The sequence below is a fragment of the Defluviimonas salinarum genome (genome assembly GCF_026013545.1).
Taxonomy (GTDB): domain Bacteria; phylum Pseudomonadota; class Alphaproteobacteria; order Rhodobacterales; family Rhodobacteraceae; genus Albidovulum; species Albidovulum salinarum.
The window spans coordinates 16323-38276 of the sequence record NZ_JAPDOG010000014.1; the positions used below are offsets into that span (position 1 = coordinate 16323).

At 63.3% G+C, this 21954-nt stretch carries 21 protein-coding genes, 36 tRNA genes and 1 pseudogene; 53 read left to right on the top strand and 5 right to left on the bottom strand.

Translation table 11 applies throughout. From position 1 onward, the window contains the following. Positions 1-657 precede the first annotated feature (657 nt). Positions 658-1461: a hypothetical protein gene (locus OM960_RS15115; RefSeq protein ID WP_264772541.1), complete on the top strand. Its 804-nt coding sequence runs from the start codon at positions 658-660 to the stop codon at positions 1459-1461. 209 nt (positions 1462-1670) lie between these two features. On the opposite strand, the gene OM960_RS15120 is transcribed toward OM960_RS15115, so the two are convergent. The 3 genes from OM960_RS15120 to OM960_RS15130 all read right to left on the bottom strand — a co-directional run bounded on the left by OM960_RS15120 (position 1671) and on the right by OM960_RS15130 (position 3733). After that, positions 1671-2741, bottom strand: coding sequence for a hypothetical protein (locus tag OM960_RS15120; protein WP_264772542.1), 1071 nt, complete (start codon positions 2739-2741; stop codon positions 1671-1673). A gap of 129 nt (positions 2742-2870) precedes the next feature. Continuing rightward, a complete protein-coding gene (locus tag OM960_RS15125; RefSeq protein ID WP_264772543.1) occupies positions 2871-3422 on the bottom strand; it encodes a hypothetical protein in 552 nt (183 codons plus the stop codon). Positions 3423-3511: 89 nt separating this feature from the next. Beyond that, the gene (locus OM960_RS15130) at positions 3512-3733 is read right to left on the bottom strand and encodes a DUF1127 domain-containing protein (RefSeq protein WP_264772544.1); all 222 of its coding nucleotides are present in this window, start codon (positions 3731-3733) and stop codon (positions 3512-3514) included. Between the two features lie 878 nt (positions 3734-4611). Between OM960_RS15130 and OM960_RS15135 the strand changes: the two genes are divergently transcribed. The 50 genes from OM960_RS15135 to OM960_RS15380 all read left to right on the top strand — a co-directional run bounded on the left by OM960_RS15135 (position 4612) and on the right by OM960_RS15380 (position 17642). Further along, a tRNA-Pro gene (locus OM960_RS15135) sits at positions 4612-4688 on the top strand. Positions 4689-5130: 442 nt separating this feature from the next. Continuing rightward, positions 5131-5207, top strand: a tRNA-Pro gene (locus tag OM960_RS15140). 105 nt (positions 5208-5312) lie between these two features. After that, a tRNA-Asp gene (locus OM960_RS15145) sits at positions 5313-5389 on the top strand. A 55-nt stretch (positions 5390-5444) separates the two neighbouring features. Then, positions 5445-5521: transfer RNA gene (locus OM960_RS15150), tRNA-Pro, on the top strand. Between the two features lie 51 nt (positions 5522-5572). Continuing rightward, a tRNA-Gly gene (locus OM960_RS15155) sits at positions 5573-5647 on the top strand. A gap of 9 nt (positions 5648-5656) precedes the next feature. Next, positions 5657-5732 (top strand) — tRNA-Phe (locus tag OM960_RS15160). Positions 5733-5791: 59 nt separating this feature from the next. Then, a tRNA-Leu gene (locus tag OM960_RS15165) sits at positions 5792-5876 on the top strand. A gap of 4 nt (positions 5877-5880) precedes the next feature. Continuing rightward, positions 5881-5957, top strand: a tRNA-Arg gene (locus tag OM960_RS15170). Positions 5958-5990: 33 nt separating this feature from the next. Then, positions 5991-6075, top strand: a tRNA-Cys gene (locus OM960_RS15175). Between the two features lie 151 nt (positions 6076-6226). Continuing rightward, positions 6227-6302 (top strand) — tRNA-Ala (locus OM960_RS15180). Positions 6303-6495: 193 nt separating this feature from the next. Beyond that, positions 6496-6585 (top strand) — tRNA-Ser (locus tag OM960_RS15185). 22 nt (positions 6586-6607) lie between these two features. Then, positions 6608-6684: transfer RNA gene (locus OM960_RS15190), tRNA-Lys, on the top strand. Positions 6685-6712: 28 nt separating this feature from the next. Continuing rightward, positions 6713-6786: transfer RNA gene (locus tag OM960_RS15195), tRNA-His, on the top strand. Positions 6787-6827: 41 nt separating this feature from the next. After that, positions 6828-6904, top strand: a tRNA-Met gene (locus OM960_RS15200). 663 nt (positions 6905-7567) lie between these two features. Further along, positions 7568-7643, top strand: a tRNA-Asn gene (locus OM960_RS15205). A 157-nt stretch (positions 7644-7800) separates the two neighbouring features. Then, positions 7801-7876: transfer RNA gene (locus tag OM960_RS15210), tRNA-Thr, on the top strand. A gap of 158 nt (positions 7877-8034) precedes the next feature. After that, positions 8035-8122, top strand: a tRNA-Ser gene (locus OM960_RS15215). A 22-nt stretch (positions 8123-8144) separates the two neighbouring features. Continuing rightward, positions 8145-8220: transfer RNA gene (locus tag OM960_RS15220), tRNA-Trp, on the top strand. A gap of 88 nt (positions 8221-8308) precedes the next feature. Further along, positions 8309-8683: a hypothetical protein gene (locus tag OM960_RS15225; protein ID WP_264772545.1), complete on the top strand. Its 375-nt coding sequence runs from the start codon at positions 8309-8311 to the stop codon at positions 8681-8683. 65 nt (positions 8684-8748) lie between these two features. After that, positions 8749-8835: transfer RNA gene (locus OM960_RS15230), tRNA-Tyr, on the top strand. Between the two features lie 13 nt (positions 8836-8848). Next, positions 8849-8923: transfer RNA gene (locus tag OM960_RS15235), tRNA-Ile, on the top strand. 34 nt (positions 8924-8957) lie between these two features. Next, positions 8958-9043 (top strand) — tRNA-Leu (locus tag OM960_RS15240). 120 nt (positions 9044-9163) lie between these two features. Then, positions 9164-9253 (top strand) — tRNA-Ser (locus tag OM960_RS15245). A gap of 38 nt (positions 9254-9291) precedes the next feature. Further along, complete coding sequence (locus OM960_RS15250) at positions 9292-9732, top strand: GatB/YqeY domain-containing protein (protein ID WP_264772546.1); 441 nt, start codon at positions 9292-9294, stop codon at positions 9730-9732. Positions 9733-9814: 82 nt separating this feature from the next. Continuing rightward, positions 9815-9889, top strand: a tRNA-Thr gene (locus OM960_RS15255). A gap of 92 nt (positions 9890-9981) precedes the next feature. Beyond that, positions 9982-10395: a hypothetical protein gene (locus OM960_RS15260; RefSeq protein ID WP_264772547.1), complete on the top strand. Its 414-nt coding sequence runs from the start codon at positions 9982-9984 to the stop codon at positions 10393-10395. 42 nt (positions 10396-10437) lie between these two features. Next, positions 10438-10527, top strand: a tRNA-Ser gene (locus OM960_RS15265). A gap of 81 nt (positions 10528-10608) precedes the next feature. Continuing rightward, a tRNA-Gly gene (locus tag OM960_RS15270) sits at positions 10609-10683 on the top strand. Between the two features lie 100 nt (positions 10684-10783). Further along, a tRNA-Val gene (locus OM960_RS15275) sits at positions 10784-10859 on the top strand. 62 nt (positions 10860-10921) lie between these two features. After that, positions 10922-10996, top strand: a tRNA-Gln gene (locus tag OM960_RS15280). Positions 10997-11031: 35 nt separating this feature from the next. Continuing rightward, positions 11032-11106 (top strand) — tRNA-Glu (locus tag OM960_RS15285). A gap of 143 nt (positions 11107-11249) precedes the next feature. After that, entirely contained in the window at positions 11250-11489 is a 240-nt protein-coding gene (locus OM960_RS15290; protein WP_264772548.1) for a hypothetical protein, read from the top strand. Between the two features lie 250 nt (positions 11490-11739). Next, positions 11740-11816: transfer RNA gene (locus OM960_RS15295), tRNA-Arg, on the top strand. A gap of 155 nt (positions 11817-11971) precedes the next feature. Then, a complete protein-coding gene (locus OM960_RS15300) occupies positions 11972-12190 on the top strand; it encodes a hypothetical protein (protein ID WP_264772549.1) in 219 nt (72 codons plus the stop codon). Positions 12191-12283: 93 nt separating this feature from the next. Further along, a complete protein-coding gene (locus OM960_RS15305; RefSeq protein WP_264772550.1) occupies positions 12284-12823 on the top strand; it encodes an HNH endonuclease in 540 nt (179 codons plus the stop codon). A 31-nt stretch (positions 12824-12854) separates the two neighbouring features. Next, positions 12855-12931 (top strand) — tRNA-Arg (locus tag OM960_RS15310). A gap of 103 nt (positions 12932-13034) precedes the next feature. Beyond that, on the top strand, positions 13035-13352 hold the full coding sequence (locus OM960_RS15315) for a nucleotidyltransferase domain-containing protein (RefSeq protein WP_264772551.1): 318 nt from the start codon (positions 13035-13037) through the stop codon (positions 13350-13352). Beyond that, positions 13339-13878: a ribonuclease toxin HepT-like protein gene (locus OM960_RS15320; RefSeq protein WP_264772552.1), complete on the top strand. Its 540-nt coding sequence runs from the start codon at positions 13339-13341 to the stop codon at positions 13876-13878. The genes OM960_RS15315 and OM960_RS15320 overlap by 14 nt, the downstream gene beginning before the upstream one ends. Positions 13879-13904: 26 nt before the next feature. Then, a tRNA-Thr gene (locus tag OM960_RS15325) sits at positions 13905-13980 on the top strand. 8 nt (positions 13981-13988) lie between these two features. Beyond that, positions 13989-14064, top strand: a tRNA-Val gene (locus OM960_RS15330). Positions 14065-14479: 415 nt separating this feature from the next. After that, positions 14480-14968 carry a hypothetical protein gene (locus OM960_RS15335; RefSeq protein ID WP_264772553.1) on the top strand — a complete coding sequence of 163 codons (489 nt, stop codon included), beginning with the start codon at positions 14480-14482 and terminating at the stop codon, positions 14966-14968. 13 nt (positions 14969-14981) lie between these two features. Beyond that, positions 14982-15266, top strand: coding sequence for a hypothetical protein (locus OM960_RS15340; protein ID WP_264772554.1), 285 nt, complete (start codon positions 14982-14984; stop codon positions 15264-15266). 20 nt (positions 15267-15286) lie between these two features. Further along, positions 15287-15373: transfer RNA gene (locus tag OM960_RS15345), tRNA-Leu, on the top strand. Positions 15374-15395: 22 nt separating this feature from the next. Beyond that, the gene (locus OM960_RS15350; protein WP_264772555.1) at positions 15396-15824 is read left to right on the top strand and encodes a DUF1653 domain-containing protein; all 429 of its coding nucleotides are present in this window, start codon (positions 15396-15398) and stop codon (positions 15822-15824) included. 71 nt (positions 15825-15895) lie between these two features. Next, positions 15896-15972: transfer RNA gene (locus OM960_RS15355), tRNA-Arg, on the top strand. Between the two features lie 146 nt (positions 15973-16118). Beyond that, the gene (locus OM960_RS15360; protein ID WP_264772556.1) at positions 16119-16352 is read left to right on the top strand and encodes a hypothetical protein; all 234 of its coding nucleotides are present in this window, start codon (positions 16119-16121) and stop codon (positions 16350-16352) included. 90 nt (positions 16353-16442) lie between these two features. Further along, positions 16443-16712, top strand: a complete 270-nt coding sequence (locus tag OM960_RS15365) for a hypothetical protein (protein WP_264772557.1) — start codon at positions 16443-16445, stop codon at positions 16710-16712. Continuing rightward, on the top strand, positions 16702-17313 hold the full coding sequence (locus tag OM960_RS15370; RefSeq protein WP_264772558.1) for a PIN domain-containing protein: 612 nt from the start codon (positions 16702-16704) through the stop codon (positions 17311-17313). Before OM960_RS15365 ends, OM960_RS15370 begins: the two co-directional genes overlap by 11 nt. A gap of 106 nt (positions 17314-17419) precedes the next feature. Next, a tRNA-Met gene (locus OM960_RS15375) sits at positions 17420-17494 on the top strand. 72 nt (positions 17495-17566) lie between these two features. Further along, positions 17567-17642, top strand: a tRNA-Ile gene (locus tag OM960_RS15380). 1235 nt (positions 17643-18877) lie between these two features. Here the strand turns inward: OM960_RS15380 and OM960_RS25650 are convergent. Next, a pseudogene (locus OM960_RS25650) lies at positions 18878-19090 on the bottom strand (hypothetical protein); the annotation flags it as partial. A 305-nt stretch (positions 19091-19395) separates the two neighbouring features. Further along, positions 19396-20127, bottom strand: a complete 732-nt coding sequence (locus OM960_RS15390; protein WP_264772559.1) for a hypothetical protein — start codon at positions 20125-20127, stop codon at positions 19396-19398. 399 nt (positions 20128-20526) lie between these two features. Here OM960_RS15390 and OM960_RS15395 point away from each other — a divergent pair, with 399 nt between their 5' ends. Both OM960_RS15395 and OM960_RS15400 read left to right on the top strand, forming a co-directional pair. Next, complete coding sequence (locus OM960_RS15395; RefSeq protein ID WP_264772560.1) at positions 20527-21291, top strand: vWA domain-containing protein; 765 nt, start codon at positions 20527-20529, stop codon at positions 21289-21291. A 25-nt stretch (positions 21292-21316) separates the two neighbouring features. After that, complete coding sequence (locus OM960_RS15400; protein WP_264772561.1) at positions 21317-21952, top strand: vWA domain-containing protein; 636 nt, start codon at positions 21317-21319, stop codon at positions 21950-21952. The last annotated feature ends 2 nt before the right edge of the window (positions 21953-21954 follow it).

Consider the following 21954-nt stretch of genomic DNA (forward strand, 5'->3'; position numbering starts at 1 on the left):
CGGCGGAGCGCCAAGCAAGGAATGTTGCGAAAATTATTCGCATTGTGTCAACGCGACGTCCGACCCGGCCAGACCGATCCCGGGCCATGCGGACGCCGCGGCCAAGAGCGTAACGCCATTTTCCGGATTTTCATGTTTATCGAACAACCCTGTAACACCCATATCGTTATTTATCAATGATTTGAGCGGAGCGTAACGCTGTAACGGGTGTAACGCCGGAGGAGAATATATAGCTCTCTCCCTCTTCCTCTCTCTCGGGAACAGTCCCTCTATCATACTATACCTATATTCACGTGTTACATATAAAGACACTTGTCTTTAGAGGATCATTTTCAATGACTTGCGAGCGTTACTTCATCCGTAACAGCATGTAACGCCGTTACGGCGCTGATTTTCTTATATTTTCATTTTTCGCGCAATTGATCTGCGCTCGAATCCGCGCCTCCCTGCATGGCGCCAGCCACCGGGGCGCCACCACGGATAAAGAAATTACCCGGCATTTACAGTTATGTAACAGACTTATTGCAAAGATCGAGCCGATCCTGCCGCGGTCGTCGCCGAATCGTGACGTTTCGCGTTTTCGCAGACCCATCCTATGCTCGCGGGATCCGGCAATCCGCCGGTTCATGATCGAGGTAAAGCGAAATGCAGGGATTCATGCGCTCGGTGCGTGCGAAGTCCAGAATGGCGGCCTGGGCGACCGGCGTGCTTGCAACCGGCGCCCTCGCGGCCTATGCGGCCGCGGTCGGTGCGGTCGAGCGGATGAACGCGGACAGCATCGCCGAGTTTCACGCCACCGTCTCCGGCCCTGCGATGATCCTGGCCGGGGCGCGGATCGAAGGGGCCGTCAGCGCGCTTCCGACCCTCAGCGACGCGACCCTTCACATGCAGGCGGCGCTCGCGCGCCAGATCGTGGAGCGGACCGAAGCCATCGCGGTCTCGCGGCCGCGGATCGAGCAGGCGCGCGCCGGCGGCGCCAGGGACGCGGTGGAGTTCGGCTACTCGGATGCCGATATCCAGGACATGATCCTCTCCGTCAACTCGCTCAAGGAGGACCTCCTCGAGATCCGGGCCGAGACCTCGATCACGCTCGTCTCCGCCGGCCTCGACCCCGCGACCGCCATCCAGGTCACCGACCGGTCGATCGCGGTGGGCGTGCAGTCAGCCCAGACCGGCCGGGACGAGGTGATCGCCGGCCTGTCGGGCTACGTGGGCTCTGACGAGGTGGCCGCCAAGTGCATCTCCGGCGGGGAGGACTGTCATGACACGACGGTCACGACGGCTTTGAGGACCATGCTGTCGACCGCCTACCTGGTCGATGTGGCGCTGCTCCACGAGATCAATGCGGCGCGGCTCGCCGCGACCGCCGTTGACCGGGACGATTTCGAGGACCTGGATTTCGAGGGCCTGGAGATCGCCGGCGAAGATCTTCCGGAACCCGCGCCAGGGCTCGACCTCTGAAAGCCACCTCGCGGTTTCCGCAAACCTTCGGCATCTGCCGATCTATGGCGCGAATTCGGGATCCCGTCCGCGCGCATCGCGCCGCGGCAATCTCGGCCTCCGTTGCGGGACGGTGGCAGGCGTAGCGCACCGGTCGTCCGGCGCGTTCCGCCCGGCCCGAAGGCCGGGCGAATGGTGACGCGGGACACCTTCGGCGCGCAGGCCCGGCCTCAGAAGCCGTAGCTGACCTTGAGGCCGGCACCGAGGCCGCTGTTGCCGCGGAAGTCTCCGCCGACAACCATGGTCGTCGCATCGCCGACATCGACATAAGTCATCCCGCCGGTGATCGTCATGCCGCCGCGCATGTAGCTCGCGGCGACCCCGATGCTTCGGTAGCCGTCGGTGGGCGCCAGGTTGCCCATGAGAGCGCCCGATGCCGGCTCATAGCCGAACGTCACCGCGCCAGCCCAGTTTTCGCTGAAGCGGCGGCCGATCCCGAGGTTGTAGGTGACGGTATCCTTCTCGATGTCGGAGATGGCGTATCCCGTCGCCGCGAGGAACGCCGGCGGCGTGATGTCGAAAACCGACCAGTCGACCCATCGAACCGAGCCAAAGAGAAGCGTGTCACGCGCAATGCCGGTCTGGAACTCGAGATTGACCGATTGCGGGATCTCGGTTTCGAAGGCCGTGGGTGTCGGCGAGAAGGTCTCCTGGGCGCGCAGCTGGTGCCTGATCGCGGAATTGTAGGTCAGCGCGACCCGCGCCGCGATCTCCGGCTTTTCCCAGCCGACGCCGAGCACGTAGCCGATCTCGCGATCTGTCCTGGTCGTCATCCCGTATCCAAAGAGCGGGATCGATACCTCCCCCTGGACCGGCTGCGCCCTGAGACCGCCATGAACCGAATAGCCCTCCGCGATCTTGAAACGCAGGAGCGCCGTCAGCGCGAGCGCATCGAGATCGGCGGTCGATCCGGCAAGCGGATAGGGCGCGGCGCCGGCCGGGTAGGCCACGTTCACCCCGACCGGCTCGTCGAGGATCACGGCCATGTCGAGCCGGGTGCTCAGGGCCTCCTTGTAGCCGAACGCGAAGGTGCCGTATCCCTTGGCCATGTCGCCGCTCGTGACGGCGCCGCCGGCGACCGTTCCGCTCACGTCGGGATTGAAAGCCCCCATGGAAAACTCGACATGGCTGCCCTTCTCGAACAGGATTGCCACCGATTGTGTCGAGCGCTCGATACCGCCCGCATGCGCGGACAGGGTACCCGCTAAAAGGGCGCTCACCGCGCCAAAAGCCCGCTTCATTGTTATTGTCCTTGTGGAGTTGCCGTCGACCGTTGACCTTGGGTCAACCTCGGTCGGGCCCGCGATTTGTCCGAGTTTCTCGCGCACGTCAAGCGGTAGACCGCCGCGGACGATCGCTCATCCGCGAAATCAGGCGGCGAACTCCGGATCCGGCTCGCCGGCGTCGTGTGCTGCGGCCTCGCGCCTTGCGGCCTCGGCGGCGATCTCGGCCTCCGTCGCCGGCCGGTGATAGGCGTAGCGCACCGGCCGCCCCACGAGTTCCGCCCTGCCCGATTTTACGAGCTTCGCCGCCCCGGCAAAGACCGCTCCGAGCTGCACGACGGTCACGAGACCCGTCTCCGTCTCGAGCAGATGCCCTACGGCGACACTGTCGGCGGCGACCAGGAGGCGTGGCGTGGGCACCGCGGATGCCGCGGCCTGGCGCAGATGCCGGTCTGGACCGAGGATCCGATCGACCTCTTCCAGCGCCCTCCGGACCGCGTCGGTCCGCCAAGCATCCATGAGCCAGCCGCCGGACGGCCCGTCGTAGTGGGCGCTCCGGTACTGGCGCAGGCGGTCGACCGCCTCCCGATTGAACGGGAACCTGAGGACGTAGTGCCGCCCGACCTTCACGGCCAGGACATCCGGCGCGATCTCGATGCGCTCGGGCAGTTCTTCGGGTCTCGCGGTGGTCTCGGGCATCGGGCACCTCCTCGGGGGAGCCTAATCGGCGCCCGCGAAAATGCGAAACCCGCCCGTTGCCGGGCGGGTCTCATCCGGCGCTGCCGGCATCAGCGGCGCGCAAGCCAGGCCGCCGCTTCGGAGTCCGCACTCTTGGCGGCGAGATCGTGGATCATCCCGCGGCTCAGGCCGATGTCGTTCAGTTCGCGGTCGCCCAGCCGGGCGAGATCGCAGAACGTGGCCGTAAAGACCCGGCGGCGGATAAACGCGGCGCAGATCCGGTCGAAGAGATTCGGGCGGCGGCGGGCGCGCCCGATGGCGATCGTGGTCATCTTGTGCTCCTGTCTGGAAGAGAGGGATATCTACCATGAGAATGCGGAAAACTGAATGAAATAAGGGCCATTGGAGTTGCAGACCCGGGCTGACGCCAGCGCATATGTTCATTTTTCGCATTTTTTCATCCGGATCGCATTTTCCCCCTTTTCAGATTCGCAAAGCTCGTTTAAGTTCATCCTCACAGATCGACCGGAGATGATCCGGGCCGCTTGTTGGAAACCAGGTCTCGACGGGTGTCGGGCCGCAGGATGGAAAGGAGGATGCCAAGTGAAACGCCTGACAGCGAACATCATGACGATGCGCAGCCTCCGGGCCAATCCGTGGCATGGCATTGCGTCGCCTTGCGTCAATTCGCAGGGATATGATCCGCGCGGGTCCTTTGAGGGGACCGCGACCCAACATCCGGCAGCTGGGGCCCTGATGGCCTGACGATCAGCAGAACGCCGGAACGGACCGCCCCTGACGGGGAGATCCACCAAAATCCGGCGATCAGCACCTTCCCAAGAGAAGAGCATGCGGAGAGCCGGTCAGCCCGGGGAAGATCCCCATTCAGGCTGCGCTCTTTGACATCGCTGGCGGATGACCCTGTTTCCGGTAGAGTATGAGCTTCACGGCTTAACTCGATGATCCGGTTGCCAAATTCAGGGTCTCAAGGTTCGAGGGCCCGCATCGCGGATCCCTTCGGACAATCGTGTGAGGCCCCAGGACCGGCAAACCGGCCGGTCCCGGGGCACCTCGCGGAATTCCCGTATCGCCTTCCGGCGAGGCGCCGCGGCGCTTCTCCCGAATGCGGTGAGATCAAAAGGCGGTCGCGGACTGGCGAACGGTGAGACACCAAAAGCATAAAGGGCCCGCCGCCGCATTCGACACTTCCCGGGGTGTAGCGCAGCCAGGTAGCGCGCCAGTTTTGGGTACTGGATGTCGGAGGTTCGAATCCTCTCGCCCCGACCAGTCAACCTTTTGGATCGCAAGGAAAATCGATCATGGGTAAACGAGACGCTAAGGGGTCGCTGGCCCCACGAAACGGCCATGTCGCCACGATGATCCTTCGCAAGAAGGGCGCGCATGGCAAGACGGTGAAGGCGCTCCGCCGCGAGGCGCGGGTAACCTTCCTGAAACAGGTCTCGAGCGTTCATCCGAACGGCGCCGCGGCGCCCTTCCGGCGAGCGCTCGGGATCCCGAGCGAGATGTCTGCCTTGGAAGGATCGGCGGCCCGCGGAGGGCCGGTTCGTTCCAGCGGGCGAAGCCGGCGCGCTGGAACGCGCCGGCGGGACCGGTCCTTCTTGGCCAGACATCGCCTCGATACCGTTTGCGGTCATGTGAATAATGTATTTCACATTCATTTTTCGTAACGGCTTCGGGACCGGTTTTCTTTCCTTACGCCTTGCTTCTTCGGGGTGTGGCGCAGCCTGGTAGCGCACCTGGTTCGGGACCAGGGGGCCGGAGGTTCAAATCCTCTCATCCCGACCAAGGCGTAAGGAAAGAAAATTCGACCTTCCGGTGGACGGTCGAAAGACCCCGAAAGCCATCGGCAGATGGCGGGGCCGGAGGGTCAAGTCCTCCTGCCCATCGAATGGAGTTGTAGCTCAGATGGTTAGAGCGCCGGCCTGTCACGCCGGAGGCCGCGGGTTCAAGTCCCGTCAACTTCGCCAATCCTGCTGGTCGAGCGCTTCGGGCGTTCCCGGCGCTGCTTTCCCGCCCTGGCGACGGAGCATGGCGCAGCCTGGTAGCGCGCCTGTCTGGGGGACAGGAGGCCGTGGGTTCAAATCCCGCTGCTCCGACCAGGCGAGGGAAGCGGAACGGTCCAGACAACACGCGCCGCGGTCACGGCGCATGCGGGCATGGTATAGTGGTTCGTGCCTCAGCCTTCCAAGCTGATGACGCGGGTTCGATTCCCGCTGCCCGCTCCAGAAACACACGCGTCGGTAGCTCAGCCGGTAGAGCACCGGATTGAAGATCCGGGTGTCGCAGGTTCAATTCCTGCCCGTCGCACCAGATGCCGCGCCAAGGCGCGCCGGGTCCGGCCCCCGTTCAAAAGGTCGACGAAACACAGTGCGGGTGTGGTGAAATCGGTAGACACCCCGGATTTAGGTTCCGGTGCCGCAAGGCGTGGGGGTTCAAGTCCCTCCACCCGCACCAGGTTGCTCGCGTAGCTCAGTGGATGAGAGCGTCGCGCTACGAACGCGAAGGCCGGAGGTTCGAATCCTTCCGCGAGCGCCAATCCCCTCCTGCCCGGGGTAATGGGCAGGTCATGGTGGCGGGACGGGACGGTAACGTGACGGACTGCAACTCCGTAGCCCCGAGAAGGGACCCGGTTCGACTCCGGGCGCCACCTCCAACCTACCCGGCGCGGCTCCGAGAAGGATGCCCCGGGAGCGGATCAAAGATTACGCCGGCAGTGAGCCCGGCCGCCACCATGGGGGCGGCTGGAACCGAAGCTCCGACATCGCGCATGTTCCGGGTCGCTCCGGCTGCCGGCTCCAGTTTACGGGCCCTTAGCTCATCCGGGAGAGCGCCTGCCTTGCAAGCAGGAGGCGGTCGGTTCAAGTCCGACAGGGTCCACCAATTCGCGGCCGAGGCCGCAGGAGACGTTCGTCGCTTCGGCCGGGCCCGGCCGAGGGTCCAGCCCGGGACTGCAGCCCGGGAGAGATGGATAGCGGCGAGAGAGCGTAGCTCAGATGGTAGAGCATCCTTAAGGAGGGTCGCGGGTTCGAGCCCCGCCGCTCAGGCAATTCCAGACGACATCGGGCGCTTCTCCGGGCAGGTGGCAGAGCGGTCGATTGCAGCGGTCTTGAAAACCGCCGGGCCCGAGAGGGCTCCGTGGGTTCGAACCCCACCCTGCCCGCCATTTCCCGGCCGCCCCGGACGATGGACGCTTAGCTCAGCTGGTTAGAGCACCTGACTTTTAATCAGGGGGTCCTGGGTTCGAGTCCCAGAGCGTTCACCACCTTTCACCCCCGCCGACGGGGTCCAGTACCGCTTTAGCTCAATGGGAGAGCATCGCGTTGTGGCCGCGAGGATCCAGGTTCAACTCCTGGGGGCGGGACCATTTCACCTCACATCCGAGCCGCCCCGAGGGGGCGTCTTCGATGCGCGGTGGAGCAGTTGGTCAGCTCGGATGGCTCATAACCATCAGGTCGCGGGTTCGAGTCCCGCCTGCGCAACCACTATCGAGGCTCTGAGTCATGTTGGTGACGGGGTGCTTGCCTGAGTCCGGCAGACCGGATCCGCGAGCGTCCAAGGTCATGGCCAGGGGATCAGCCGGCGCCCGCGAGGGCAGCGGGGTATCACCGCCCTGCCGGCACCAGTTCTGCTGCAACCCGCCAGATGTGCCGGGTTGCGGCGAAACCGTCCGTTGGCCCGTGGCGGTATAGCAAGTCCCTCCGGACCGGAGGGGGTCACCGGCCGGGTTCCAACCCGGGCCAGGCTAACGGGTCGCCAATTCAACATCTTCCCCGCGCTGAAAAGACGGGGATTGCCGGCTTCATGGGGCCATAGCTCAGCCGGGAGAGCGCCTGCATGGCATGCAGGAGGGCTTTCGACGGTTTGCCATCGGCAAATGAAGGCTCCGGTGGAGCGTTCAAGGAAGAAGGCGCGCCGGCCATGCCGACGCAGGAAGGGTTCGATCCCCCCGGCTCCACCAATCACGGGAATGGCCCTTCGGGGCGGATCCCGGTGCCGCTGTCTGAAGGGAATACCCGGTAAGCGGCGGAAGCCCCGGACAAGCCCGGCATCGCACCGATGCCGGGCGGGGCACCTTTCCGATGCCGAACCCATCTTCGGCATCCGACACGATCTCCCTCCCGCCGCCCCCAGGGTGTTCGGGATGTTTCCCAGTAGCTCAGTTGGTAGAGCATCCGGCTGTTAACCGGAGTGTCGCAGGTTCGAGCCCTGCCTGGGGAGCCAACAATGAAACGATCCCCAGGATCGTTTCAGTCTTTCCCCGGGCGGGCGGGACACGGCGGGGAGCCGGATGCGCAACGCGCACCGGCGACCATGCCGCCGTCTCGAGCCTGTTCGGGGGTTTGATTTCCGCCATCCGGACCGGCTCCGGGCGCGGACTGCCCTTGTAGCTCAGCCGGTAGAGCAGCGGTTTTGTAAACCGAAGGTCGGCGGTTCGATCCCGTCCGGGGGCGCCAGTTTCAGATCCAGAGCAGGAGTGACAACCTTCAATGTCGAAAACGGATATCCCATTCACCCGCGCTACGAGCGCGTGAAGACGGACGGATGCCATCACGGCAGCCGGACCGCCCGGGCTTCGGCCGCTGAGCCGGATCAGCGGCCATCCACCTTACGCGGAGCGGGGGCAGGATGGTAATGCAGCGGATTGCTAATCCGTAGGGCCCGCAAGGGCTCACCGGGTTCGATTCCCGGTCGCTCCGCCAGTTTTCGGACCATCGGTCCTGTAGGGGTGTAGCTCAGCTGGTAGAGCGCCGGTCTCCAAAACCGGATGTCGCGGGTTCGAATCCTGTCGCCCCTGCCAATTCACCGGCCGCCTCGCGGGGCGGTCATCCTCCTGTCCCGGCCGCCAGCCGGACCAGGCTAATCGAAGTCGGGAAAGGAGTATCATCATGCTGACTTTCGAGGATGTGATCGAAGAGCATCGCAAGGCCGTCGGCGCCGACAAGGTTCACGTGAGCCTCGGCGACGAGGCGACGCCGGAGGGTCTGCGCGACGTGCTCGCGAAGACCCGGGTAATCGGTTCGCGCTACGCGGCCTATACCGACGCCGAGAAAGCGGAAGCCGAGGTCGCGCGGCTGCGCGACGAGCTTCGCAAGATCCGGGTCATGACCGGCAATGCCGAGTTGAGCCCCGACGAGCGGCTCGACAAGATCTTCTTCCTGGCCGACATGGTTCCGGACGTCGATCTCGACAAGGACATCGCCTGGATGGAGGCCGAGCGCCGCCGCAAGGGGATCGCCCTTCCCTATCCCGAAACGGCCTGAGGGCCGGACGGAAAACTCCGGCCCGGGGAAACCCGGACCGGATTGCCCCTATCGCGTTTTCCCGTGGGCCGGTGGCATGAGTGGTTGATGGCACCGGACTGTAAATCCGGCTCCGAAAGGACGCGCTGGTTCGAATCCAGCCCGACCCACCAGAAAGCGCGATCTCGTCTCGTAGCTCAGCGGTAGAGCGGACGGCTGATAACCGTCAGGCCGGAAGTTCGATTCTTCCCGGGACGACCATGCTACGCACGGCGGCAGCGACATGCCGTCAGATGCCCGGGTGGTGAAACTGGCAGACACACCATCTTGAGGGGGTGGCGGCTTCGCGCCGTGCGGGTTCAAGTCCCGCCCCGGGCACCAGGTATCTGCGCGCGATCCCTTCGAACGGGGCGCGCGCTCCGCGCAGCCATGGCTGCGCCATGGCTCCGGGCGCGGCGAGCCGGCAAATCGCGGCGCAACCCATTTCGGACCGCATCTCATGGAGGGATGGCAGAGCGGTCGATTGCACCGTCTTGGAAAGGCGGCGGACCTTCACGGGTCCCGCGGGTTCAAATCCCGCTCCCTCCGCCAGTTTCGATCAGCAGCATTCAGCCATGAAGGAGATCCAGATGAGCCTGCTCGAGAAGATCCGCGCCGACGCCCTTGCCGCACGCAAGGCGAAGGCGCCCGAGGCAGGGGTCCTGGTCACGCTGAAGGGCGAGATCGACACGAAGACGAAGCTCTTCAACCCGGCCCGCGAGATGACCGATGACGAGGTCGTCGCGGTCGTGAAGAAGTTCCTCAAGGGCATCGAGGAGACGATCGTGGCGCTCGAGGGCGGCCGCAACCCCGACGCTCTCGCGAAGGTCATCGCGGAAAAACGGGTCCTCGAGGGCCTTCTTCCGGCCCAGATGACGGCGCCGGACATCGAGGCCTTCGCCAGGGCGAGGATTGCCGCCGGCGCCGATCTCGGCGCGGTCATGGCGGCCCTGAAGGCGGAGCATTCAGGCCTCTATGACGGCAAGCTCGCCTCCGGCATCGTTCGCGGCCTCCTGGCCGCGGCGGCATGAAATCTCCCGCCTGATGGCCAGGCGGATCCGGGAGCGGAAGACAGGTCTTTGGCGTGACAGCACATCGAGGACCCCGGAAAATGCTGCAGTGGCTCAGTGGTAGAGCACGTCCTTGGTAAGGACGGGGTCGCGGGTTCGATCCCCGCCTGCAGCACCAATTCGAAGGAAAGCCTGCGATGAAGGCGATCCTTTTCACCAGGCGGTGGTAGGCATCCTTCAGGAAGTGGTGGCTCGGAAGAGAGGATCAACATGTTCAAAAGTCAAGGCCGCATACCCGTCACAAACGAGACCGTCCTGAACATGGTCTCCAATCATGACGGTTTTCACCTGAGCTACAACCCGATGGTCCGCGACTACGGATGCCAGACCACGGCTATCGTGCTTGGCAATCATGCCTTGTTCTTCGTGCTGAATGGCGATCACAGGAATCCGCTCTCCCAGGCCGTGGAACGGGGCGGGAAGCAGGCGGTCATCGATTACTTCATCGAGAATGTCGGTCAGGCCAATAGTCTCAGCGACCATACCCATATCTTCAAGGATGCGACCTTTCTTGAAAGAGACAAGTATGCCGCAGAGCATCTCGGCCATGAGAATATCGCCCGTATCAAGCAGGCGCTGAAGGAGCTCGAGGACGCCGGGCCGGAAGCGAGCCCGGAGCCCTGAGCCCGGGTCTTCGCCAAACACGGATATCGGACCGCATCTCATGGAGGGATGGCAGAGCGGTCGATTGCGCCGGTTTCGAAAACCGGAGGACGTGAAAGCGTCCCGTGGGTTCGAACCCCACTCCCTCCGCCAGTTTCCCCTACCGGCCGCGCGCCGGCAAGGAAGGGCTTGGCTCCCTGAGCCGATCAGGGGGCACGATCCTCACGGATCGCTGCGGGCGTAGCTCAGTGGTAGAGCGCCACCTTGCCAAGGTGGATGTCGCGAGTTCGACTCTCGTCGCCCGCTCCAGTTTCCAGGGCCGCAGCCCAGCCGCGCGATCAGCTCGCGGCAACGCTTCGGCCGGCCAGACATGACGCCGGCGCCGCAAGGCGGTCACCGGCATTCCTTCGGGGGCTTAGCTCAGCTGGGAGAGCGCCTGTTTTACACACAGGATGTCGGCGGTTCGATCCCGTCAGCCCCTACCATCAACCGGCCCTTCTCCCACAGGGCAACAGACAGCGCCGGCCGCTCCCGCGGCCGGTCCTCTTGGGGCGTGGCCAAGCGGTAAGGCAGCGGTTTTTGGTACCGCGATACGCAGGTTCGAATCCTGCCGCCCCAGCCAACACCTCCGGGCTCTCCCATGACTGCCCGGATCATGGCCCATTCGTCTATCGGTCAGGACGTCAGGTTTTCAACCTGAAAAGAGGGGTTCGATTCCCCTATGGGCTACCATCTTCCACGGACCTCGCGATGCGCTACGCCTGCTCGGGAGGTTTTTGCCGACCCTGGTTTTCACCTGGAGCCTGTACGCTGACACGAGGCAGCCCAGTCGAGGGAGACGACTTATGACGACAGAAAACCTGTTTGGAAAATTCATGAAACACGGGCCCGGCGAGCACCGGATCGAGGATCTCGCGGCCAACTGTCCCGAGGTCTCGGGCAATATCTCGAAGCTCGCGTCGAGCTTCCTTGCCGAGAAGGGTCTCTCGGACGAGTTCGAGCGCAATCTCTCGAAGCTCGCGTTGCGCCTCATCTCGGCGAAGGGCCTTTCGGACGAGTTCGCGGATCTCCTCGAGACGATCGAGGCGAACGCCGGAAATGCGCCGGCTCCGTGAGCCCCTCATTCTGAGGGCGCGCTGTCGCGGCTCTTGCGGCGCCAACCCATCCGGCCCAGCGTCCGCTCCGGCGCCGGATCATGACGACTTCGCGAATGGGCCTGCGGCTCGGATCGCGATGCCCTGCCCCGACACCGCTTCGGCGATGGGCAGGACCGCCTCGGAAGGCGCTCCCGGTAGCGCGAGGCATGACGCCACCACCAGGTGTGGATGGCGCAGAGGGGCCGTCCTTCGGGGCGGCCCCGAACGCGCGCCCGTAGCTCAGCCGGATAGAGCAGCTGCCTTCTAAGCAGCGGGTCGAAGGTTCGAGTCCTTCCGGGAGCGCCAGGCATTCGTTGCGGCGGCTGGATCAATCCCCCCCAGATCCCCCCGGGGAGCCGGAGCGCGCAGGCTGCGCGGCCGCTCCCGAACCGGGTCCACCCCGCGTGCCCGGAGGGCCGCCGGCGGACCTTCAGGAAACCAGACATCATAAGGAAAAGAACATGGCTCTGGAAATCATGCATATCGATACAAACCGGGTCGAGGGTGTCCTCGACGGCGTCCTGCCCTTCGCGCTCGAGCGTGAGGGCACGAACCTGATCGCCCGCATCAACAGCTGGTCGCGCCGGATCGCGGACCGTTCCATCACCACGATCGCGGAGATGCGCCTCACCGCCTACGAGGCGCTTGCGCGCTACCGCGAGGATCTCGCCCGCGCCTGAAGGGGTATCCGCTCCTTTCGGGCTGGGCACCCGCTGCCCGGGATGTCTCCGGCGGCGGCTCAAGCCACCAAGGCGGCACGAAAGGAGCATATCATGACCTTGGCATACCCGGCACTGGTCCTGAATGCGGACTTCGCGCCCATCTCGACCTTCCCGCTCTCGACCTGGGACTTCGGGAGGACTTTCCGCAACGTCCTGAAGGACCGCGTCATCGTCCTGGAGGAATACGACCACGAGATCCGGGCGCCGCGGCTCACCTACCGCCCGCCCTCGGTCGTGGCGCTGAAGGACTACGTGAAACGCCCGGACAGGGTCCCCTTCACCCGGATGAACCTCTTCCTCCGGGACGGGTTTCGCTGCCAGTATTGCGGCGAGGAGCACGCGCCGAAGGATCTCACCTTCGACCACGTGATCCCGCGCTCGAAGGGCGGCGGCACGAACTGGGAGAACATCGTCGCGGCCTGCGTTCCCTGCAACACGCGCAAGGGGCACCGGCAGGACATGAGGCCTATCGCGCCGCCGAAGCGGCCGTCCGCCCATGCGCTGATGCGCCGGCGCGGCGGTGATCTCGGCCATCTCCACAAGAGCTGGACCGACTATCTCTACTGGAGCGGCGCGCTCCAGAGCGACTGAACGACGGCGGGCGGCGGCGCCGCCCGCCAATGCCCGCGTAGCTCATCCGGATAGAGCGCCGGTTTCCTAAACCGGAGGCGGCAGGTTCGAGTCCTGCCGCGGGCGCCAACGATCTGCCAGGCAAGGAAAATTGCACTTTTCCGGCCCGGCATGCTAGATTTGCGCATCGCATGGCTTCGGCCACGGCGTGACACGACAGGAGCCGGACCGGATGGATTTCCAGACCCGCCAGGCACGATTGACGGAAGAGCGCCGCCGGCTCGCCCTGGCGGCCTGGGAGCACATGCGTGCCATGGCCGCTGCCGCGGGCTTCGATCTGCGGCTGTTCGGCTCCCTCGCCAAGGGGGATTTCATGCTCCACTCGGATCTCGACGTCATGGTGATGGACCGGGCCGGATCCCCAAGACGTGCGATCATGGAATCCATCGCGGCAAGCGCGATGCGCGGAACCGGGATCGCTTGCGATCTTCATTACCGTTCGGATCTTCCAGATGCGATCGCGGAGGAGATGCTGCATGCTGCAGCTTAGGCTTCCGGCCCTTTCCAGCATCCCCAAGAAGCTCGAGGACGCGAATACCGAGATGGGAAACCTCGAGCGGTTTCTGTCCCGCGATCCGTTCAAGGGTGATGACGATGTCATGCGCTGGTCCGCGCTGACGACGGCCGCCACAGCCGTCCACAACGTCTATAACGGCATCGAGGATGCCTTGAAGGTCATCGCGAGGAACGTCGACCGGTTCGTGCCGGAAGGGCCGACCTCGCACCAGGATCTCCTCGATGCGATGCGATCCGCGATCGAGGATGTGCGGCCCGAGGTGATCGGAGACGCGCTTCATGCGGATCTTTCGGAGCTGAAGCAGTTCCGGCATCGGGTCAACCACAACTATGCCTACGATCTCCGGGAGGGGCCGGTGATGGACAATGTCGTCCGCCTGCGGCGCGCCTTCCCCGAGGTCCTCGAGGCCGTCCGGAAGCTCGACGAGCACCTGGCGCCTCCCCCGCCCCCGCCCCCGGCGGCGGGAGATGAGACCCCTCCGGATCCGTTCAGCCGGTAGCGCCCGCGCGGGCGCCACCAGGCCTTGCTGGCGTAGCTCAGATGGGAGAGCGCGCCCCTCGTAAGGGCGAGGTCATCGGTTCGATCCCGATCGCCAGCACCAGTTTGCCCGGATCCTTGGCTCAGCCGGGAGAGCGCCTGGTCGACATCCAGGAGGTCGCCGGTTCGAGCCCGGCAGGATCCACCAGGCTTTCGGCTGGAAGGTCGCGGCAAGTGCTGCGGCCCTTCCGGCCAGCCCCCTCGGGATGACGCGCTTCCGGAGCGCGAACAAGCCCGCGCAATGCGCAAGCTCCTGGCGCCGCGGATCCATGAATCCCGGCTCCGGCCATCGGCGCGGCCGGCATTGCGACCAGTCTTTCTCTCGGCCCGGACGACCGGACGGGCCACGATGTCGATGCGCGGTGCGCCGGAGGTTCAACTCCTCCACTCTGGGAAGGCCTTCCGGATTCAGCGGGTGGGACGGGTTCGATTCCCGTGATCGGCACTATTTTCCTTCGATGCCTCTCCGGCTGGCGCGGGGCATGGTCCCAGGCGATATACAGTTTCGTTTTTTCGCATCCCCGACCGATCATGCCAGGGAAAGCTGAAAAGGACCTTTGGCCATGCAGACGCGCCCCCTCACCCAGCCCCGCAGAGGCATGATCATCCATGCGCCATTCGAAGAAGGGTCAACCAACGGCAATTACGGCACAGTGACGAAGGTCCGGCCGGACGGGTTCGACTACCATGTCCATAACGGGGATTACGACGTCACCGTCGGTCCGAACGGGTCGCTCGCCGTGGAAAGCGGAGGGCCGATCCGCAATAGCGGCTTTTTCGAGATCCTCTCGTTGACCGCGGAGGAGGCGCATCTGACCTATCTCGCCGGCGTGCGCGGCGTGTCGGCGCTGATCGACACCGAAACGGTAGAACTCGACCAGGTTATCGGGCATCTCCCGGAGGAATACCGCCCGGAAGAGGTCAGACTCGAGGAGCACGCAATCGCATTCATCCGCGAGGCTGGCCTCGACAAGCATTTCGCCGGGTGGCTCCTGAAGAAGGAACAGGCGGAGCCCGATCTCGAGGACGAGACCTGTGACCCGGCCTTTTGATGCAAGGCGGGATATGAAGAAACGCCTCCATGTATCCACGGATCCCACGGATCCCGATGCTCGCGAAACCTGTTGGCGCGTCGGCGCGATCCACCGCTGCTGCGAGCGCTACGGCAAGGACCGGGACTGGGCCCGCGAGAAGCTTTCCGAGTTTCTCGGCGAGTATTACGGGGAGCGGCTGTCGACGATCTGGTTCTCGAACCGGCACATGGAGCAGTCGCGCGAGCGATACGCCGAGCATCTCGAGGAGCGCCGTCATCTTGTGGCGGCCGCCGAGACCGCCTGCCCGGCGCCCTGACGGCCGCGCCGCCTTCACCTGCCTCCGTGGCGAAACTGGCAGACGCGCCGGCCTCAAACCCCGGTGCCTGGAACGGCGTGCCGGTTCGAGTCCGGCCGGGGGCACCAATTTCCGAACCAGGAGAACCTGATGAAATCCGACGACGCCTTTCTCGCGGCCCTGGAGCGCGGCGTCGCCGCGCTCGAGCTGCACCGCCCGATCGCGCTCGAACTGCCGGAAGGCGGAATCGTCAACGTGGTCGTTTTCGCGCTCCATGCCGACGACCTTTCCGTCTATCTCCTGCATGGCGATGCCGGGGGGCGTCTCGGCGCCCTGTCCCATCGTCACGAGCTCGAGACCGCGCCGCGCTGCGGCCGCGCGGGCGAGACGCTCCCGGCCTGGGAGAACGGTCCGCGCTACCGCCACCGCAAGGGCGGGGAATACCGGCTTCTGGGCTCGCTGGCGCTCGACCGGCCCGCCGGCCGGATCATGACGGCCCTCTACCGGGCCGAGGCCGACGGCACGCTCTGGCTCCGCGATGCCGCGGAGTTCTTCGATGGGCGCTTTTCTCCGATCTGACCGGCAGCGCGCCATCCCCCGTTTCCGACGGCCTTTCGGCCGTCCTGCCCGGCATCGAAAGCCGGGCCAATGCCCGCATAGCTCAGCGGATGAGAGCGTCGCCCTCCGAAGGCGAAGGCCCCAGGTTCGAGTCCTGGTGCGGGCACCATTTTCAGCCGCGCTGACGGCGCCGGATCCCGGCTGCTGCCGCAGCCGGGTTCCGGCCGCCGCCTGATGCAACACGGGCCGGCGCCAGCTTCGGCTCTTGGCATCCGCACGCATGTTCGCTATCCGTTCTCACCTGGAGCGGAGTTCATGTCCAACCCCACGATCCCGAAATACCAGCTCCGCGTCGGCGACATCGATGCCGCCGATGCGATCGAGGTTCGCTGCATGTGCGGTTCCGGACCCTGGCGGCTCACGCCCCGCTGGCTGAACGACCGGCACGGGCGGCACGAGTTCGTCCGCTGGATCGTCGGTGCCCTCACCTGCCCCGGCTGCGGGGTGCTCGGCGTGATGACCTGGAGCAGGATCCGCGCCCGCCGCTGATCCAGGTCGGCCGCCCGATCACGCCGGATGAGACCTTGCCGAACCATGTCGGCCCGGCCATATCTTCATGGAAGGACAAGGAGAACGAAGATGGGCCGCTCCGAAAAGGGATCCTCGATCCGTCCGATCCACGGCATGGTGACCGTGCGGCAGATTCTCGACGGCTTCCTCGCAGGAAGCGTGACCGATCACGAGGCGATGGATGCGCTCCACATGGAAACCTATGCCGACCTGATCAACGCGCTCGCGGATATCGGCGAGGCGCCGCCGCTACCACCGAAGGCGGAGGTCGAGGCGGAGGTCGAGGCCGCATTGCCGCTGATCAGGAAGCGATTGCAGGAGGTCGCCGATGGCGCTTGAAATCGTGATCCCGGATTCCGGCCCGCTCATGTCGCTCGGCCGGATCGATCGCCTGGATCTCCTCGATCGCTTCAATTGCCCGATCCTGATCACGGACATGGTCGCCGACGAGATCTTGCGTGGCAAGCCCGGTGCTCCGGATGCCAGCGTATTCGAGGCTTGGTTTGCCAAACGCGGGAACCGGATCCAGACGATCGAAACCAGCATCGGGATGATGTGGAAGGCGATACCCGAGGATATTCGCGCGACCCTGAAAAGGGTTCGGGATGCGGGCGAGACCTCGATCTGGCAGTTCTCCAATACGATCCGGGACACCATGGCGGCCGACGACGAGGCTCTGGTTCTGTTCGAGGATGCCGCTGTCAAGAAGATGGACTTCGGACCGCACATCCGGAAGTTGTCAACCTGGAGCTTCCTGATCGCGCTGGAGCGCGCCGGCGTCATCCCTTCGGCCCAAACGCTGCGAAACGATATGATGGCGGCCAACCGCACCATCCCCAGTGATCCTTTCGACCAGCCATCCCCCAAGATGGCCGGGCGGGATGAGGACTGGATCGCCGGCTACGATGCGAGGCCGGACATGGACGATCCCACCCCCTGATCCCGGAGGTCCCCGCCTGGATCGGCAAGCGCCGCCGCCGCGGCGGCCGGCGCTCCGCCCGGCCTCTCCCCCGTGAGCCCGACAATCACGGGGGGCACCCCGTTTCGGTGCGGTAGCTCAGCGGTAGAGCGTCGGTCTCATAATCCGAAAGTCGGCGGTTCGATCCCGCCCCGCACCACCATCACGATATCCGCCAGCGACGTCGAAGGATCTTGAGTTGCGATTCTTTTTCGCATATATGGATTCCAGGTAGGGGCCTGTAGCTCAACGGTCAGAGCTGGGCGCTCATAACGCTTAGGTTGGGGGTTCGATTCCCTCCGGGCCTACCATTTTTGTTTTTGTGGGTCGCGGATCGTGCGGGGTGCTTACTGAGGATCTAGGCGATTGCGTTTGTCAAAGCCATCGGGATATCTCCGTGACAGGCCATTCGGGGCCTCTCTCCCAACCTCCAAACCTGGCATAGAAGACCCGGCACCCATCTCACTCTGAGTATCGCCAATTTTCTTGACTTGGCATTGCGAATGCCACATCATTGTTGCTTATTAGGTCCTATTCACATTAAGTGGGAGGGATAGTGTGATGAGGAAGCTGCTCTTTGGTGGTATTCTGGCAGCCATACTCACGACATCTCACGCCGCACATAGTCAAGACTGCAGAGGAAGCGGGCAGTATCAAAACGCATTATACTGTATCTCAACTGGAGTAAATAATCAGGGAACACCTTACTGGACAAATAACTGCCATCACTTCGTACATCTCCAATACTGTTATGATCGCCGCGGTGACTACTCCTGTCTTTCGAGTGGAAATAAGCCTACCCAGTTTACTGGACTCGGTCCTGGAGATACGTCCTTTAACTGGGATGGGCGCCCAACCACCTACTGGGCCTTCGTCTGCCGATAGTTTTCGCAGATTTTTGTCATGTCTAATTCATTTTGGCTGTACAGCCTGCCAGGTCGACATAGCTGAACAGCGACCGACTCACCTCGCCCGCCTCCGCATCATAGCCCCCGCCTCTGACCTTTTCAGGGTGAGTCACATTCCGAATGCTGAGTCGAGGCCCGACTATTTCAGCACCCTTCTAGTCAGTAAATTGGCATGTTACCCTGATCATGCGAATAATTCCTCGCCACTTGGCGACACTGTGGGGTTGGATCGTATCCCGAGCAGTTCCAGCAACCATTTCGACTTCAACTTTAACCGGCCGCGAAGTTTTGTTGAAAACGTCAAAATATGAGTATCTCTCGGTTCCAGGAACAAAATGTCCTGCATAAATTTCAATCATCGGTCCGCTCTTAGTATAGCAATATGGCCTCGCATTCGCGGTCGTGGCAAACGCTGCCACAGAGAACGCCAATAAAACAAGGAGAATAGCCAGTCCCTTTAACCGCTTCTCCGTCACTATTGCAAAGTAGTGATGCATAAACCGCCCCCAAAGCCAGGGTTGTTCCACAACGATACCCGTTTTTTTCTTTCAAGTCATGCTTGCCGATATCTTTCTAGATTTCTGCCAGCAACACCTTCGCCTGGAGTTCCCCTCCAGTGCCAGCCGTGCATCCTGCTGCATCCTCTCGCCGAAATTCTTCAAGCAGCTCATCCGGGCCTCGACCCGGCTTCGGACATGATAGCCAGCCTATTGCTTTCAGAGCGCCCGGCCCAGATGGCGTGTGGCGCGTAGAATCTCGTTGCGGGGCGAGGCATTGCCCGACATTGGTCCGAGGATAATGCCAAGCGCGGCCGGATAATACCCCTTCCAGGCGCGCCAATTGCGCCGAAGGTGCGTGTCCTTCCTGGCGACCTCCGGCGGGCTTGGGGCCGAATTGCATCGCTTATCGAGACTGCCACCCTCGAAGCCATCGCCGCCGGCCATCCGCAAAGTCGGATCGACGATCTCCTACCGTGGAACTTCAAGCCGTCAAGGTGAACCCTGGTGGCGCGCAGACGCCGCTGCCGATCACGCTGAATCGTACAATCAGACAGATGTATGTTGTGGTCCTTTACGGGCGGGTGCGCCAGGCGTGCCATCCAAGCGTGCCATGTCGACTGGAACAGGCAAATCTACCTTTATCGGAGAGTCGCAGGTTAATTGCAGCGCTCAATCTGGCCTTTCTGCGCCTCATCGACAATTGCTTCGGTTGTGACTGCAATACGCTCAAGGATTTCCTTCTGGCGAATAGTGGCACTTACCATACGTTCGGGCAGGCCGCCCGATTTCATTGCCTTGATCGGCTCGTCCATGTCGGCAGCCGCCTTCCGGTTCACTTCCGTGACCCCGGAATATCTGGAGAGGAGTCTGTTACTGAGTTCGCAATATGCAGTAGCACCATCCGAGCAGGTCTTGCAGGTCGCCGGTCTCTCCAGAATAGGCTTCCGGCCATTCCACATGTCATGGTCAATCCATTCTTCTTCCACACCGCCCTGGATAATTGAAATCTGCTCATTAACTGGGGTTCCGTGCTCTCTATCCCAAGTCGTCGTGAGGTAAAAAGAGACCCGAGCACAACTCTTATCTGTCGTGATTCTGAGGAGTGATTGCGCATTTCCGCTCTCAACAGTAACGTCAGCTTCGCAACCACCAAGTTCTGCGCTGCAATCGCAGCCTATTTGCGACAGCGTGTTAGTCAACTGTTGCCGCTCAGCCTCCATCTGCGCCGCCTGAGCCTCAAGGTTGGCGTTGGTTTCTTCCATGATGGAAATGATCTGCGCCGTGGCGTCATCGACTGATTGCGCGTCGGCTGACCGAGTTATCAGTAGCAAAAAACATACTACCACGGCTGTCGCAGAAAAATGCGCTCCCATCCCGACGAGTGCCAAGGATCTTACGGTGATCAGCTTTCGCCAAATCCGTACAGAGCAGTCCGGTTCCAACAACATTGCCACTTTAGATTACTCCTTATGACCCCAACTAATCGATGTACTTAGAGATTGCTCGATTGATCTAAACATGTTCCGGGCGCTTTCTGAGTGGTTCTCCGACTCAGTTAAGCCACCATCGCTTCGGGCATCGGCTGGTTGAAGTAGGCCTGATCGGGGGTTTTTCCGTCAAGTGATCCATGCGGGCATGACGGCGGGCCGGAGTACGTGCTTCCCCGGGGCGGCCTCCGCGCGATTGCGAGGATCGGCGGCTGCCGGCCTGTCGATGAGCGAGGGGCTCCCGCCCGCGGCGGTTGCGCGCAATGCCGATTGACAACGCATTCGGGTGAAACAATAGATTTGCATATCCTGTCGTTCGACACGCCAGGGCAGAAGGACGGGGTGCTGTTTCCCGTCAAGCCGGGCCGGGATGGAGCCAGGCATCATTTCCGCCCCGTGATCGCGGTGCGGCTTCAAGGAGTGACCGCCATGCGCCGCCTTCCCGTCTATCTCGTCCTCGATGTTTCAGGTTCAATGCACGGGGAGCCCATCGAGGCGGTCCAGAACGGCATGCAGATGCTTGTGAGCACGCTGCGGACGGACCCCTACGCGCTCGAGACGGCCCATATCTCGGTCATCGTGTTCGACGACAAGGCGCGGCAGGTGGTCCCTCTGACGGAACTGATATCCTTCCAGCCCCCAAGCGTGGAGGCCGGGTCGACCACGTCGCTTGGGGACGCCCTCAGGGTCACCAAGGAGTGTATCGCCCGCGAGGTCCGGAAGACGACGGCCGACAGCAAGGGGGACTGGAAGCCTCTCGTCTTCCTGATGACGGACGGCCAGCCGACCGACGACTGGCAGAAGGGTCTGGCCGAATTCCGCACCATCAGGCCCGGCATGGTGATCGCCTGCGCCGCGGGGCCTCAGGCGGACACCTCGGTCCTGAAGCAGATCACGGAGGTGGTCGTTTCCCTCGATACGGCGGACAGCTCCACCATCAGCGCGTTCTTCAAGTGGGTATCCGCCTCAATTTCGACCAGTTCGAAGAAGATTGATCTGTCGAAGTCTGAATCGACCCAGCTCAGCGAGCTGCCGCCGCCGCCGCCCCAGATCACCCTGGTCTGATTATCTTGTGAACGATGGAGTTTGCGTGAGACGTCTTCCGGTTTACCTTCTGCTCGATACGTCAGGGTCCATGCGCGGCGAGCCGATCGAGGCCGTCAATACCGGGATAAGGGTGATGGTCAGCGCGCTGCGCCAGGACCCCCATGCCCTTGAAACGGTATGCGTGAGCATCATCACCTTCGACGCGGACGCGAACGTGGTGGTCCCGCTGACCGCGCTGGATGAGCTGCAGGTCCCGCAGATCTCCACGCCGCAGTCCGGCCCCACCCATCTGGGCCGCGCGCTCGAGACGCTCGGCACGCGGATTCGCCAGGAGATCCGGCGGTCCACCTCGGACCAGAAGGGGGACTGGGCCCCATACCTTTTCGTGATGACGGACGGGAAGCCCTCGGACCTCATGGTTTTCGAGGAGCAGTGTCCCAAGATCCGCTCCATCGGTTTCGCGAGCATCATCGGCTGCGTGGCCGGGCCGAAGGCGCGCAAGGAGGATCTCGCGCCCCTATGCGACCATGTGGTCGCGCTCGACACGATGGACAGCGCGGGGTTCTCCAGCCTTTTCAAATGGGTGACGGCGGCGATCTCCGGGGGGAACCGCTCGATGGGAGCGACCGCCACGGTGAGCTTGCCCCCGCCACCGCCAGAAATCCAGATCGTGGTTTGAGG

What these genes read in the sequence shown, in the direction of transcription:
- OM960_RS15350 (WP_264772555.1), top strand. Translation starts at nt 15,396, where the DNA reads ATGAAATCCGACGACGCCTTTCTCGCGGCCCTGGAGCGCGGCGTCGCC.
- OM960_RS15305 (WP_264772550.1), top strand. Translation starts at nt 12,284, where the DNA reads ATGACCTTGGCATACCCGGCACTGGTCCTGAATGCGGACTTCGCGCCC.
- OM960_RS15290 (WP_264772548.1), top strand. Translation starts at nt 11,250, where the DNA reads ATGAAACACGGGCCCGGCGAGCACCGGATCGAGGATCTCGCGGCCAAC.
- OM960_RS15370 (WP_264772558.1), top strand. Translation starts at nt 16,702, where the DNA reads ATGGCGCTTGAAATCGTGATCCCGGATTCCGGCCCGCTCATGTCGCTC.
- OM960_RS15320 (WP_264772552.1), top strand. Translation starts at nt 13,339, where the DNA reads ATGCTGCAGCTTAGGCTTCCGGCCCTTTCCAGCATCCCCAAGAAGCTC.
- OM960_RS15365 (WP_264772557.1), top strand. Translation starts at nt 16,443, where the DNA reads ATGGGCCGCTCCGAAAAGGGATCCTCGATCCGTCCGATCCACGGCATG.
- OM960_RS15120 (WP_264772542.1), bottom strand. Translation starts at nt 2,741, where the DNA reads ATGAAGCGGGCTTTTGGCGCGGTGAGCGCCCTTTTAGCGGGTACCCTG.
- OM960_RS15315 (WP_264772551.1), top strand. Translation starts at nt 13,035, where the DNA reads ATGGATTTCCAGACCCGCCAGGCACGATTGACGGAAGAGCGCCGCCGG.
- OM960_RS15250 (WP_264772546.1), top strand. Translation starts at nt 9,292, where the DNA reads ATGAGCCTGCTCGAGAAGATCCGCGCCGACGCCCTTGCCGCACGCAAG.
- OM960_RS15130 (WP_264772544.1), bottom strand. Translation starts at nt 3,733, where the DNA reads ATGACCACGATCGCCATCGGGCGCGCCCGCCGCCGCCCGAATCTCTTC.
- OM960_RS15225 (WP_264772545.1), top strand. Translation starts at nt 8,309, where the DNA reads ATGCTGACTTTCGAGGATGTGATCGAAGAGCATCGCAAGGCCGTCGGC.
- OM960_RS15335 (WP_264772553.1), top strand. Translation starts at nt 14,480, where the DNA reads ATGCAGACGCGCCCCCTCACCCAGCCCCGCAGAGGCATGATCATCCAT.
- OM960_RS15115 (WP_264772541.1), top strand. Translation starts at nt 658, where the DNA reads ATGCGCTCGGTGCGTGCGAAGTCCAGAATGGCGGCCTGGGCGACCGGC.
- OM960_RS15125 (WP_264772543.1), bottom strand. Translation starts at nt 3,422, where the DNA reads ATGCCCGAGACCACCGCGAGACCCGAAGAACTGCCCGAGCGCATCGAG.
- OM960_RS15300 (WP_264772549.1), top strand. Translation starts at nt 11,972, where the DNA reads ATGGCTCTGGAAATCATGCATATCGATACAAACCGGGTCGAGGGTGTC.
- OM960_RS15360 (WP_264772556.1), top strand. Translation starts at nt 16,119, where the DNA reads ATGTCCAACCCCACGATCCCGAAATACCAGCTCCGCGTCGGCGACATC.
- OM960_RS15260 (WP_264772547.1), top strand. Translation starts at nt 9,982, where the DNA reads ATGTTCAAAAGTCAAGGCCGCATACCCGTCACAAACGAGACCGTCCTG.
- OM960_RS15340 (WP_264772554.1), top strand. Translation starts at nt 14,982, where the DNA reads ATGAAGAAACGCCTCCATGTATCCACGGATCCCACGGATCCCGATGCT.